8 protein-coding genes and 3 pseudogenes are annotated in these 13,367 nt (G+C 59.7%); 2 read left to right on the top strand and 9 right to left on the bottom strand.

Features of this window, described 5'->3' with window-relative positions; genetic code table 11:
• Nucleotides 1–169: 169 nt before the first annotated feature.
• The 3 genes from HUN39_RS03715 to HUN39_RS03705 all read right to left on the bottom strand — a co-directional run bounded on the left by HUN39_RS03715 (nucleotide 170) and on the right by HUN39_RS03705 (nucleotide 5,772).
• The gene (locus HUN39_RS03715) at nucleotides 170–2,197 is read right to left on the bottom strand and encodes an ATP-binding protein (RefSeq protein WP_210266837.1); all 2,028 of its coding nucleotides are present in this window, start codon (nucleotides 2,195–2,197) and stop codon (nucleotides 170–172) included.
• A 415-nt stretch (nucleotides 2,198–2,612) separates the two neighbouring features.
• Nucleotides 2,613–4,094 (bottom strand): hypothetical protein, encoded by a 1,482-nt coding sequence (locus HUN39_RS03710; RefSeq protein WP_175093160.1) that lies wholly within the window; start codon nucleotides 4,092–4,094, stop codon nucleotides 2,613–2,615.
• Nucleotides 4,095–4,503: 409 nt separating this feature from the next.
• Complete coding sequence (locus HUN39_RS03705) at nucleotides 4,504–5,772, bottom strand: polysaccharide biosynthesis/export family protein (RefSeq protein WP_175093159.1); 1,269 nt, start codon at nucleotides 5,770–5,772, stop codon at nucleotides 4,504–4,506.
• Between the two features lie 276 nt (nucleotides 5,773–6,048).
• On the opposite strand from HUN39_RS03705, the pseudogene HUN39_RS03700 reads away from it, so the two are divergent.
• A pseudogene (locus HUN39_RS03700) lies at nucleotides 6,049–6,467 on the top strand (IS5 family transposase); the annotation flags it as partial.
• Here HUN39_RS03700 and istA read toward each other — a convergent pair.
• From istA to HUN39_RS03670, 6 genes and pseudogenes are all read right to left on the bottom strand, one after another.
• Nucleotides 6,456–7,201, bottom strand: a pseudogene (gene istA, locus HUN39_RS03695) (IS21 family transposase); the annotation flags it as partial. The pseudogenes HUN39_RS03700 and istA overlap by 12 nt on opposite strands.
• A gap of 102 nt (nucleotides 7,202–7,303) precedes the next feature.
• Nucleotides 7,304–7,738 (bottom strand): IS110 family transposase, encoded by a 435-nt coding sequence (locus tag HUN39_RS03690; RefSeq protein ID WP_175093158.1) that lies wholly within the window; start codon nucleotides 7,736–7,738, stop codon nucleotides 7,304–7,306.
• 231 nt (nucleotides 7,739–7,969) lie between these two features.
• A complete protein-coding gene (locus HUN39_RS03685) occupies nucleotides 7,970–9,328 on the bottom strand; it encodes an O-antigen ligase family protein (RefSeq protein WP_175093157.1) in 1,359 nt (452 codons plus the stop codon).
• Entirely contained in the window at nucleotides 9,283–10,671 is a 1,389-nt protein-coding gene (locus HUN39_RS03680) for a GumC family protein (RefSeq protein WP_175093156.1), read from the bottom strand. The genes HUN39_RS03685 and HUN39_RS03680 overlap by 46 nt, the downstream gene beginning before the upstream one ends.
• A gap of 430 nt (nucleotides 10,672–11,101) precedes the next feature.
• The gene (locus HUN39_RS03675; protein WP_175093155.1) at nucleotides 11,102–11,548 is read right to left on the bottom strand and encodes a response regulator; all 447 of its coding nucleotides are present in this window, start codon (nucleotides 11,546–11,548) and stop codon (nucleotides 11,102–11,104) included.
• A gap of 131 nt (nucleotides 11,549–11,679) precedes the next feature.
• On the bottom strand, nucleotides 11,680–12,510 hold the full coding sequence (locus tag HUN39_RS03670) for a WecB/TagA/CpsF family glycosyltransferase (protein ID WP_175093154.1): 831 nt from the start codon (nucleotides 12,508–12,510) through the stop codon (nucleotides 11,680–11,682).
• Nucleotides 12,511–12,783: 273 nt separating this feature from the next.
• Here HUN39_RS03670 and HUN39_RS03665 point away from each other — a divergent pair.
• A pseudogene (locus tag HUN39_RS03665) lies at nucleotides 12,784–13,290 on the top strand (ParB/RepB/Spo0J family partition protein); the annotation flags it as partial.
• Between the last annotated feature and the right edge of the window lie 77 nt (nucleotides 13,291–13,367).

Below are 13,367 nucleotides of genomic sequence, written 5' to 3'. Positions count from 1 at the left end.
TTGGCTCCGTGCCCGCGTGGCGCTCCGGCGCGGCGATGATTTCGAAAAACAACATTGCAATCAACCTTAGAATAGTGATCGATCGTCCTAATGGATCGACCTTCCAAGCCCGGTCCCCGATCCGGAACATCCCACAAATCAGCAACGTCCTCGGCCGCTGACCATCTGCCTACTTCCGCGATAGGTTGATTTCCGCCAGAGCCGACGTTATGGCCTCAATGACGAGATCGTGGTTCCTCACGAATTCCGCAATGAGGGTTTCAAACTGAGGTTGCCGCTCGACAATCGCGCGCTCTAACGCACTAGCCGCCTCAACCAAGTCTTCAGCGCCAATGTAACCCGCGCCACCGCGAAGCGTATGAAGCCGATGCGCGGCGTCCTCTCTATCGCCGCGCGCAAGGCTATCTTCCACTTGTGACGCAGCGTCGATGAATTCCTCTTTGAAGCTCATGAGTAGAGCTACAAAGAGGTCTCTATCGCCGTCCAGGGTTTTTTCGACCCACGAACTGTTCAGCCCCGCGACAACGGGGAATTCAGCCAGAGGCTCGGATATCATAGCGCGGTCGCCCGAGGGCGACTGGCTCACCTGTAGCAGCAGGGTGTAGACCAACTCCTCGAGATCGACTGGCTTAGGGATAAAATCATTGGCGCCCGCGCCGAGGACTTGATGTCGCTCTTCACTGAGAATTCCTGCGGTCAGCGCGATAATGGGCAACGCTCTGAGTCCGAGATCGCCGCGAATGTTTCGGATCGCTGTAAGTCCGTTCATGACCGGCATTTGGACATCCATCAGAACGGCGTCGACCGCCTCTTTCCCGCGTCTCAGGAACTCGAGCGCCTCCTGGCCATTCCGCGCCACGACTACTCGAGCGCCCTCCAGCGCGAGCAAGCGCTCCAAGACATCTCGATTCGTCTCGCTATCGTCGACGACCAGGAAACGGAGGCCGCCCAGGCGTGCGCATCCGGGCGCGTTGGTCGGCCGCGGTAATCGCGGAGCGTGCGTCTCCGCGGGCGACAGCTCGAAAGCAACCTCGAACCAGAATGTGCTCCCTTGTCCAAATTTGCTCGAGGCCCCAATTTCGCCGCCCATCAATTCGACAAGGCGCTTGCAGATGGACAGGCCAAGTCCAGTGCCGCCAAAACGACCGCTCATTGAACGGTGGGCTTGGGTAAACGGCTTGAACAATTCGGTGAGGCTCTCCGGCGCGACGCCGATTCCGGTGTCGCGGACCTCGAAGCGAAGCTTCACCCTCGCATCATCAAGCGCAATCGCTCGGACGCACAGGCGAACCTCGCCTTGCTCTGTGAATTTTAGGGCGTTGCCGACAAGATTCATCAACACTTGTTCAACTCGCAGCGCGTCGCCGATCGGCACCCCTCCCAATTGCGGCATCGCCTCGACGACGAGTTCGAGGCCCTTGGCGCGCGCGGTGCCGCTGAACAGGCTGCCGATGTGGCTCAAAGTCGAACCAAGGTCGAATGGCTTCCTGTCGAGCCGAAACTGCCCCGCCTCGAGCTTTGAAAAGTCGAGAATATCATTGAGGATAGCCAGCAGGGATTCCCCAGCCTTTCGCAGTCGCCGCACTATTTCGATGTGATCGGAGGAGAGCGGCTCTCGCTCAAGCAGTTGAGCGAGCCCAAGAATCCCGTTCAGCGGCGTTCGGATCTCATGACTCACATTCGCCGTGAAAGCGCTTTTCATTTCGCTTAACATGGTGAGTTCCTTTGTGCGGGCGATCTCGGTCAAAACGCGCGTCGTGAGCGCTGCAGCTTGGGAGCGCGCCCCCTTGAGAAGCACCAGCGTGTATACACAGAGCAGAAACGCCACCAACGTCCACTCTTTGTCGCCGCTGCGCGCGAGAGCGATCAACGAACATGTAGTCACTGGCCCGACGAAGGAGAGGGCCGCTGACGGGATGGCGGCGAGCACGAAGGCGCCCCCGCACATCATCCCAGCAGTCACGCTGGTAATGAGAAGGCGTTCGCTAGCATCGGCGTCCACAAAGAAAAAAAGGGAAGCATTCCCCAAAGCGCTCCTAAAGCAAGTCCATTGGTGATCGCCCTCTTTATGGACTTGGCGTGATCTTTTCTCTGTTCTCGCCGCGCGTGGCCTACGTAATTTTTGAAGTAGATATAGCCTGCTGTGATCGATAGCACAGAATACCAGATAACGATCGAAATATCGGCATGGCTCCACATCCCAATCACTACAACCGCGCCGTTGCATGTATTGGCGACGAGCATCGTCGGAGTGTTGTTACGAACTGCGGCAAGCTGTTCCTTGTGCACGCGCTCAGCGCTTTCCGGATCGAGCGGTCGCACCCTTGAATTTTCCGACACGATTGCAGGCTCCTAACTCGCTTTTGGGCTGCCCGTCGTCGAATGATTTGAGACAGTCTGTGCAGCGATTTAACGGAGGACGCGGATCGCCTGTCAACGGCGGTCGAGTATTTCGACCGCCGATTTTAACGCGATCTCGACTGGACGAGCGGTCTCTATGCCTCTTTCGCAGGAACCGGTTTAATAATAGCCCTGAGCGCAAAAACTCCCGAGGCGAAAAAGGTATAACCGTCAAATCAAACACGCCCCCGGGCAAGCCGGCCCCTTGCGGGCTATTTGAACTGCACCACGGTCATGCTCCAAGGCGTCAGCGTCCACGTAAGCGGTAGGGTTCTCGCCCCGAGCGAAGTGGTGGTGATGCCTCGCCAGATGTTTTTTCTCGACAGATCATAGGTCGCGCGGTCGTAATAGCTGACGGTTACATCGGACGAAGAAGTCACGCCGGTCACGCCGATTGTCACTTGAAGGGTCCTGGACCGGCCGAGATTGAACAGCATGACGGCGGTCCCTCCCTTGTTGGTCATGGCGTAGGCGCGCAAATTGGCTGCATCTGGGCCACTGACGGTCGAGCCTAGTATATGCTCGCCGTTCAGTGCGACGAGGCTGGCGAGCTTGAAGGCCTGAGCCGTCGGCAACAGGGTGTTGCGCCAAGTTGTCGGTGCGTTAGGGCAGCCATATTCGGGCAAGCCGTCGGAAATGATCTGATAGCCCCCGAAATTCTGCCAGCCATAGAGCGAGGATGCGTAGTTGCCGCCGCTCAAGGGATCGCGGCAGTCGCCGTGAGCGATCCACCAGTCCGCCGTCTGGACGCCGGCCTGCATGATTTCGCCCAGAACTTCGCCGGCGAATAGCGCCTGCGTGATCGACATCGACTGCTTACCGGGGTTCTGGGCCACCGAGCCGAGCTCACCGATCACAATTGGCGTGTTTAGCTTGCCGGCGGCGGCAAGCTCCCGCTTGATCGTCGCTATGTGCTGCGCGAGCGCCGACGGCGCGGAGCCGATCAGCCAAGCATCACTCTCATGGCCGGTGCCTTGCCCGTACCAGTGGTATTCGACGAAATCAAATGGCGCCTGGGACAGCACGATTTGGTCCCAGTTCGGGGCTCCCCAAGGGTCGCCGGCATCGACGACCACGCCGACCTGTGCGTTCGGATCGACCGCCTTGATCGCGGGGTAAAAGCCCGTTGCCACAGCGTTGGCGTAAGTCTTCGGGTCGTTTGGAGCGGCGTGCAGGTCCTTTTCCCAGGTTCCGTAAACTTCATTGCCGATCGTCCAGTGGCTTACCGCATAGCCCTTGGTTTTCGCATAGGCGACCCAGGCCGCCGCCTCCTTCGGATCGCCGCCGCCGTCGCACGCGGCGTTTGTGCCGTAGTTTAGCGTGATCGCGAGCGAGAGGCCGGCCGGTTTGACGATGTAGTTGACGAAATTGTCGAAGGTTGCGTTGGGATCCACGTAGGCGCCGAAGCAGTCGCTGTTCGTTGCGAGATGGTAGAGATCGCTATTCGAGCCGCCGGGCCAGCGTGTTGCGGTGATGCCGGCCTGCGTCATGCCCGCGGCCAAACCTGGCAGGGTGGGATTGAACCAGTTCCCCATGTTGGCGCCGAGAATCTGGTTCGTAAGGGTAGCTCCCACCTGCGCGGGATTGATGATGACCATCGCCTGCGCATGCGCCGCTGTCGGCGTCGCGAGCAAGACCAGCAGCGCGGCTCCGATGCGCGCACTAAAGATCGATCTCACGGACGAAAGGTTCATATCTCTTGCCTTTACCGCGCAATCGCTTTAGCGCGCCGTCTCGAAGTCTGTTCACTTGCAGGTGTGGCGTGAGCAGACTGTACGAACTGCCTCTCATTGCTTCAAGTGGAAATGCGGCTTGTTTGAATTGCGATCCGCGTCGCCTGCTTCCGATCCGCTCCGGACCGACGTCCTCTTCTGGCCGTCAGAGCCGGGCGATTATCATCGGCGGCGGCGATACGCGTGAATTCGGTCAAGAATTCTTTCAGCCTCGCAAGATAGCCCTTTCGTGGTGGGGCCGACGCTCTCCCATGCCGCCGCCGCCGCGTCGCATGCGAGCTGCGGCTTTGAAAGACGACCTGAGCGGCTGCGCCACTCAGGCCGAGGCTCCCATCCAATCGCCGTGCGAAGCCCAAACCGCCGCAACTCACTATCTGTGGAGATGGAACAAATACCACGCCGAGTTAGCGCTTTGGTTCACTGGGTAAGTAGCCTGACCCAGAACCGAAAGGACTTCCGAGAATTCGGTGACGCTGCTGTCGTAACAGGCGATGGCGTCGTCCGGCATCAGATGGGGGTTTACCGCGTCACGGTCGGCGCTGCGGACGAGTTCCTCGATCGAACGCTGAATCACTTGCGTTTGCAAGGTCTTCGGATTGCGGCTGATGAGCACGGCTTGTCGCCTCGCATTGGTCGACATCGTGCCGCCGATGCAATTGGCGGAGGCAAGCGCCTGAAGGAACCGCGTTCCGTAGGGCAGGCTTCCGGAAAACTGGCCGATGCTGGAGCTGGCGTTGTTCGTCGCCGGCACCGTCAAGTTCGACTGAAAGATCCGAATGCCGGGCGGCGTGATTTGTGTCGGTCGAATCAGGCCCGTCTGGAAACAGGGACTCTCGGCGACCTCGAGCTTGTCGCCGGAGACCAGGGCGACGTCATCCACCTTTTCTCCCGTGAACGCACCGCGCCAGTTGAGCCGATACCGTCTGGCTCCGCGCACCAGGTAAATGCTGGAGACATCGGCGTCGGGTCGCACGCCGCCGGCCGCTCGCAGGCCGGCCGCGACGAAGCGGTCCAGCGGCGCGTCGCCATACTGCTCGCGCGTCGGGCCCAACTTACTCGTGTCGCTCAGATTGTTGATTGCCACGCGGCCGGGAGTGAAAACGGCACCCGAAACAAAAACGTTTATCGGGGCGTATTGGATCGGCCGCACCGCGACATGCGCGCCGCTCTCTTTCAGGACGTTGGCGTCGAGGAAGGCTTGTTCGATCGTCTCGTTGAGTTCGGCGTTGGTCAGGCCAACAGCTTTCACTTCCCCGGCGAAGGGCAAGATGACTCGTCCATCCGCGTTGATCGCATATTCGCCGGAAAATTCGGGAAGGCCCGGCACCAGGATGTGAAAGCGATCGCCGGGGGAATAGCGCATGTGCGAATCTGGCACCGAGGTCCTGCCCGGCGCGCGGGGAGCGATGTAATTCATGATGTCCGCTGGTGGACACACTCCTGGGATGGGGTTCCAGCTCGGCGTCCCGCCGACTTGACCTTCGTATTCGCGTCCGTAGGCGAACTGCTGGGGGCTAAATAACGTATCGGCCTTGTTCTCCGGATTGTCTCCGACAGCGCAGCCAGCCAGCGCCGTCATCGCCAAGACTGTGATCCACAATGCCTTGTGGCGATGGCTCACTGCGGTTCCCTTTGTCATCTGGTGATTTCTGTGCCAAATTTCCGGCGAAGGATGTTGCCTGCACAACCCAATTTCACATGACTCCCGACGCGCGCCATTCTCTAGCGGCAAGCCGATCCTGTTCCTGGCGCACCCGACCGAAACGCCTCCTCGATCGGTTATTCCCAGCTCTCTGACCCATGAGGCCGCCAATTCCCTTAGAGGCTGACCGAAAATGTTATTGAGTGATTTCAGTAGACTGTGATTCCTTCGGATTTGCGAGATTCGAGGGGCGCGCGATGCGCCTAGACTAGAATCACTTTGTGCAAGTATCTGCTTGACCGACTGCATTACGCAAGTCATTTGACGGATGCGGAATGGGCGCTTTTTGAGCCGCTACTCCCGCCCGCATCGCCGCTTGGCAGCCTGCGCGAAACCAACTTGCGATCGGTCGTGAACGCCATCCTCTACATGGCCTCGACAGGCTGTCAGTGGCCGCAATTGCCAAAGGAGTTTCCGCCCTACTCGACCGCGCAGGGCTGTTTCTACGCTTGGTCGCGCGGCGGCGTGTTCACGCGCGTCAATCACGCCTTGGTCATGGCGTCGCGCGAAAAGGCAGATGTGAGGCAAGCCCGACCGCCGGGGTCGTCGACAGCCAATCGGCGAAGACGACGGAAAGCGGCGGGCCACGCGGCTTCGACGCCAGCAAGAAGATCAAATTTGTTGAGCCGCATGAACTTCACCAGGCCCTCAACCTTGCCCTTATCGTTCCCTTTGCCCGGGCGACCAAAGCGATCGTCGAACAAAAAATGGCTGACGAGTTCGGTGAAAGCCTGCGTGCGGCATCGCTCGCCGTCGTCGACAATCTTCGCCACGGCGATCTTGAGATTGTCATAGAGGATCGACAGCGGAACGCCGCCGAAAAAGGCGAAGGCCGACACATGGCCATCGAGAAACGCCTCCGTCGTCTCCGCCGCATAGGCCTTGATAAAGCAGGCGTCCGAATGTGGCAGGTCGAAGCAGAACACATGCAGCTTCATCCGCACGCCGCCGATGACGCCGACGCATTCGCCAAAATCGACCTGCGCATGACCCAGCGGATGCGCGAGCGGCACGAACACCTCGCGCGAGCGCGTGCGCGCCAGCCGCACATAATCCTTCACCACCGTGTAGCCGCCAGCAAAGCCGTACTCATCCCGCTGCCGTTCGAAAATCCGTTTCGCCGTATGCCGCTGCTTCGGCGGCGCGGTCTTGTCCACCTCGAGGATGGCGTCGATCACCGGGAGCAGCGGCCCGAGCTTCGGCCGCTCGAGAGCCTTGGTGCGCACGTAACCGGGCGCGCCGAATAGCGGCACATCTTCGCCACCGTATCCCGGCTCAGTCCAAACACCTGCGCCGCTTCGCGCCGATTGTTCCCCTGAATGAAAACAAAGCGTCGAACCGCCGCGTAGGTCTCCACCGCAAACATCCCCGGCTGCCCTCCCGAATCAAATTGGGGAGGGCAGACGCCAATGTGGCCGGGTTTTACGTCGGCACGACGCGGTCGCCCCTCGCGCCGCTCATTGGCCGATTATTGCGCCGCCGCGTACAAACGCTTGTCCTTGACCAGTTGATCACGCGCGCCAAGCAGCGCTTTCAGGCGGTGCGTGTCATCAGACTTGACATAGACGCAGGTGAACCAGCCGGTCCTCAGCATCTCGGCAAGAGCCCAGGCGTCGCCCTTGTCGCTCTTGATCCGGCGACTCTTGATCGCATCTGCCGCACGTCGCGCATCCATGCAAACCATCGGGTAATCCATAGCCGCCAATGAACGGAAGAGGTGCGATGTGAACGGCCCGCTTTCCAACCCGACTTTCGCGAGCTCACCCTTGAAGCGTCGCAATACAGCGTCATTCATCTTCGGATGCGTATCCGTCTTTCCACGCCAGACGATCTTGCTCCCGTCATCCAGAATGCACACCGCTGTTCGCTTGCCACCCACGTCCAATCCTGCATACATTTTCATCGCCGCTCTCCATTCGTCGGCCAACGAATCACGAGCGGTAAGGTCCCCCCGCCGCCGGGGAACAGCGACCTCAGTACGGGATGTAGTATCTGTGGTGTCCTATAGAATCACACACGCGGTTGCATAACAGCGGCGGGCGCGGGGCCGGGGTCGAAGGAATTCGAGTCCGGCCGAAAAAGGCCTGCGCCTGCTCACTTCCAATGTTCGTCTCTCCGCCTGGGCGAGCCGCGCTCAGGCCTCGAGCCGCGGCTCAGGCGAATGGGTCTTGTTCGTGCTTCTCTCCTCGGGCTCAGTCGCCAGTGGGGCTGCGAATCGGTGGCGTAGCGGATGAAAAAGGCGTCTCCGCATGGCGATGCCGATGACGACGAGGCCAGGCCAAAAGAGATAGGACAGAATTTCGAGATTTTCTCCGAAAGAGTAGAAGCCAATGATGATCACGACGCCAAGCGCGCAGCGGGCGACACGGTCAGCCTGCGCCTTGGCGAGAAGCTCCAGGAACGTCCATGCGAGCGGAATCGCCAGCGCCGCGAAACCGACGATACCTTTCACGAATAGCAGCCCGTACCAAGAATCGTGCGAGCCGATCGGCATATGTTCGACGATGTGCGGACCTCTCTCCAAGACGCCGTGCCCAAATATCGGCGCCTCGCTTTCCCAGCGATGCAGCGCCATGGACCTCAGAATAGCGCGCACCTTGGATGACGCGGCTCGCGCCCGGGTGAATCTCTCAATGAAGTCATCGACGAGCGACATGATGGGCGTAGCGAAGAGTATGCCGAGAGTCGAGACGAACGAGGCGACGCCCAGCGTCAGTGGTCGCGTCAGATTGCAAAATACGGCGAGGAGCAGAATCACTCCGGGAATGGCGACGATCGCCAAACGCGATTGGGACATGACAGAAATTGTGACGCAGGAAGCGACGCCAACGCACTTCCAGAGGCGGGAGCGGTCATAGAGCGCGAAAACGAGAGAGACATTCGAAATGAACGCCGCCGCGGGCGACCAAGGCGCGAAAAAGCTCCAACGCAAATTTCCGTTAGTCTCGTCGATGGAATAGAGCGCGACCTGAAAAAATTGGGGCCCCGCCCCGCCGAATATCTGTAACGGCGAGACGTAGAGCGGGGTGGGCGCGCGCGCCAGAGCTGCGATAATGAAGACGGGCACGAGGAGCAGCGTCTGGAGCGCAAGTTTGTTAGTGGCGCGGTAGACGATCTCCGCGCGGATCGGCAGCATCGCGCCGATCAAAGGAAAAACCGCCATGAGCGCCCAGCCTTTCGCCCAGCCGATCGAGGACTTGAGCAGCGAGCCGACGCCGAGACCGAAATTAAGATGCGCGGCGAGAAGCGCGAAGAGCATCACCCCCATTGCCACCCACCAGATGACGACGCCGATGGGAACTCTCTGCAAGCGCCCGGAGGGACGAGCCGAAACGCCCACGTAGCGCGAGAGAGCGACGAAGGCGAGATACCAGCCGATGACCGGCCCGACGATGTAAAGAGCGCCGAGAACCCAGTAACCCCAAGTCCAGAGGATCGAATAGTAGATTATTCTTTCTTCAGAGGTTTCGGGGCGAAGGATTGGCGCATCCATGCGAGTGTCCATGCGGCGATGGCCAACAGCGTCCCCACGACGCCGCCGAGAAAGGCATAGAGCAGACGTGGTTGGGCCGGCCTTTTGGGGAGACTGGGCGGAGAGAGAAGCTGAGTTAGGGGATAGGATGCGAAAATATCCGCCTTGTTCATGTCAACGCGCGCGAGAGCTGAGGAAAACACCGCCTCCGCGACGAGGTGTTCCTTCTTGAGATCCTCCAGACGGGCGGCGTTCAACGAGAGGGACTTGATGCGTCGGTCGAGAGCGTCGACCTCCTTATTAAGCGCCGCGACTTCCCGTTGCTTGCCTTGGGCTTCCGCCGCTCCGGCGACCAGCTCCTTCAACAACTCCTCCTGCCTCTTCTGCACCAGAGGAGCCATCAGGCGAATCAGGTCGTCAACGCTCACTCCGGCGCGCCGCGCCATGGTCTTCACGAGATGCAGCGCCGCCAACTGCTTCGCCCGAGATTGGAGCAACAAGGGATTTCGGAGCCCATACAACCTGGATTGCTCCGCGACCTGCGCGGTTAGATCCGCATAGTCGGTAAGGGCCTTGGCGAAAACCGAATTTGCAGAAAGAGACAGCGCCACGGACGCCAGCTTTGGATCCATCCCCAGGTTTTTGGCGAGCGCTTTCTGCGTCGCATCGAGACGATCCGCCTCGACTCGCGCTTCAGTCAGCTTCTTCCTGGTGTCCTCGAGTATCGAGGTGATCTGGTTGAATTGCTCGAGGGAAACAAGGTCGCTCTTTTGCTGGAACTCGGAAATGCGTTCGCGTGCCGCACGCAGGTTCGTCTGATAACCCTTCATCGCATCCCGAACGCTGGCGTCACGGCGCTCGGTCTCATCGCGCCGCAGACGGTCCAGCTCCTTTTCGAACACATCGACCAGCGCCACCGCTTTTTGTTGGGCCAATTCGGCCGTGCGGCCTTTCATCTCAAAGAATATGAGCGTCGCTTCCTCGACCAGTTTAACCCTCGGCTCCCCGAAGTACCTCGGTTTGATATTTAGCAAAGCGGCGGCTTTATCTACTATTGGATCACTGGTCAGGATTTCGCTGTAGATAACTTTGGGACTCAAGCCCGTGGATGAGAAAGGCGACGGCACGACAGACGAGGTTTGCCCGATTGTTTCGAGGGTCACGGATACATTTGCGCCAGCGCCAGGGAGAATGAAAATTCCCTTGCTGACATAGGACTTCGGCAGGAAGATCAGATAGGCCGCGCAAAGAAACCAAATCACGCTGACGGAAATGAGCCCGCCATGAATATAGGGTCTCAGGTCCTCGCGCTGGGTCAAGCTGGCGATCAGTTCTTTTGCGCGCCCGATCGCATGCCGCAGCATCGACCTGCCGCCAAGAGCGGGAGCACCGAAACTACAAGTCATCCGACTTCGTCCGAGGCTTGGGTAAACTTATTAGGGCGAACCAGAGTATCTAACTCCCTCGGGTAAAAGCAATGGGCCGCTTATGCCAGCCCCCGCAAAACCTGAACCTACTAGACAAGGAGCTTGCTCGCCTGGACGGGAACGCCGTTCCCTTGAGAAACTCTGCGCAAGAATCGCCTTGAAAGATAGGTAGGCGCTGCACTCCTCAATTGCAATGCTTCCGTTTTTTGCAGCAGATGGACCATGAAAACCCCGCCGGCGTAGCGAGCGTTGCGGCGGCCGACAAGTTAAACCGGCGCTGCCGATGAAATTACACCACGACCGCGGTCACTACCCAGAGAATAAGGCAGAACCATTTTAATTGGAGCCGTCGATGGACCAGCTCTAATCACGCGCCATTGATGCTCGATGCAAGTCCAGATGAGATATCAAGGTGCAGAATCAGCGTCGCAACCAACTCATTGAGATCGACCGGCTTGGACAGAATGCCATTGCAGCCGGCCTCCCGGGCTTTCTGGCGTTGTTCGGACAATGCCTCACCAGTCCACGCGATGACGGGGAGGTCTGTCAGTCCAAGGGCCTTCCGAATGGCGCGCGTCGCGGAGAGACCGTCCATAACCGGCATCTGCACGTCCATGAACACGACGTCAAAACCCCTCGGTTCTGCTCGCAGAAACTGTATTGCCTGTTTCCCGTCCACGGCAAGAGTAACGCGGGCGCCTTCAAAGGTCAGTATTTTTTGGGCAGCCAGCCGGTTCAGCTGGGTATCGTCCACCACCAGGCAGCGGAGCCCTGATAATCGAGGTCCCGCGTTCTCCGAATTTTCAGGAACCATTTTACCCTCTCCCTGGAGACATATTGGTCAATCCGAACCTTGAGGCTCCCCTTCAAGGCTCAACAACATTGCGAAGGCTCGGAGAAGCGTCGCGGTGAACGTCGACGTCCATCATATGCGCAACGAACGCCTCATCGTCTCGCGACCGTCAAGGCCAAGGCCCGAAGGATGAACGCCACATTGCCGATCAGGTAGCGCGACCACAGACGGCCGGGCTCCTGCAGCAGACGCCACATCCATTCGCAGCCGATGGAGCGCAGGAAGGTCGGAGCGCGCGAGACGTTCCCGGAGAAGAAGTCGAAGAGACCACCGACGGCGACCACGACCGGAGTCTGCAGCGAGTCGGAGTTGCGCGTGATCCAGATGTCCTGCATCGGCACGCCCATGCCGACCAGCAAGATCGAGGCGCCGCTGGCGTTGATCTCTTCGATGACGCGCTGCGTGTCTTCAGGGCTGTTGACGTAGCCGTGATGCACGCCGGCGATCACATCGTTATGGCCCATTGCTTTCACCGTTTCCGCTGTAGCCTCGGCCACGCCGGTCTTCCCGCCGAGGAGGAAAATCTTCACGCCCGCCTTGTCCGCCTCCGCGCAGAGCAGCGGAAAAAGATCGGTGCCGTTTACATTGTAGGCGAGCGGCGAGCCGGCCCAGCGCGCGGCGAGCGCCATGCCGCTGCCGTCGGCGTAGAGGCGATCCATGCCCTGCAGAACGCGGGCATAGGCGGCGTTCCTCGCGGCGACGTTGATGACATGCGCGTTGACGAAGCTGACCCGCGTGCGGCGATCCGTGCGCGCGAGCTCGGCCAGGTCGAAGGCCGCCTGCTCCAAGCTGGTGTTGGTGATCGTCAGATCGAACAGCTCGACCGTGCGCTCACAGGCCGCAGACTCCTTCCAAAGCAGCGACGAACGGGCCGCGTTGCGAAGAAGCGCGCTATCGAAGATCTCCGCCTGGCTAAGTGACATTTCGGACCTCTGGGGGTCTCCGTGGTTGGCATTCATGCTCCAGAGGTTTCACGAAACGTGCCAGGAGACCGACCGGCAGGATGTCATTGAATATTCGTGCAATTTACTATCGCGCGGAGACGGGGTCTCATTTTGGAAGACCGCTTTCAGCTTTTTGAATTGCAATTTGAGAGCTGGGAAAAACCCCAGCGAAATCCAGGAGCCCGCCTCCGCCTTGTATCTCTCAGTTGCCTGCCGGCGCGAAGCCGGCGAGGTTAAGGACGCAAGCTAGCCCGATCCCCCTTGCATCCGCTCGACCAGTTTCGCGCCTTTTTGACCCTTCGCGAGAAAGGGCAAAGCGAAGAGGAGATCGCCGCCGCGTTCTTTGTCAGCGTCGCCGTCGTCAAGCAGCGGCTGCGTCTCGCCTCCGTGTCGCCGGCGCTGCTCGACGTCTATGCCGAAGACGGCAAGACGCTCGACCAGCTGATGGGTTTCACGGTCAATCCCAACCATGAGCGCCAGGAGCAGATCTGGGAGGCGATCCAGCGCTCCTACAACAAGGAAGCCTATCAGATTCGCCGGCTTCTTACCGAGGGCGCGGTCCGGGCCTCGAACAAGCGCGCGCAATATGTCAGCGAAGCCTATCTCGCCGCCGGCGGCCCCATCATGCGCGATCTTTTCCAGAGCGACGACGGCGGCTGGTTGCAGGATGTCGCCTTGCTCGAACGCCTTGTCGTAGAAAAACTGGCCTGCGACGCCGAGCCTGTTCGGCTAGAGGGCTGGAAATGGGTCGAGACGGCGTGTGTTTAGGCGTGCAATTTTGACCCCCTAAGCCGAGGGATCGGCGTCCAAAATTGACCCCCTTGAGAAGTGTTTGC

Origin of the sequence: Methylocystis silviterrae, from assembly GCF_013350005.1 — a bacterium.
GTDB lineage: Bacteria > Pseudomonadota > Alphaproteobacteria > Rhizobiales > Beijerinckiaceae > Methylocystis > Methylocystis silviterrae.
The sequence above is the reverse complement of the archived record's forward strand: the minus strand, read 5'-3'. Positions and strand labels throughout refer to the sequence as shown.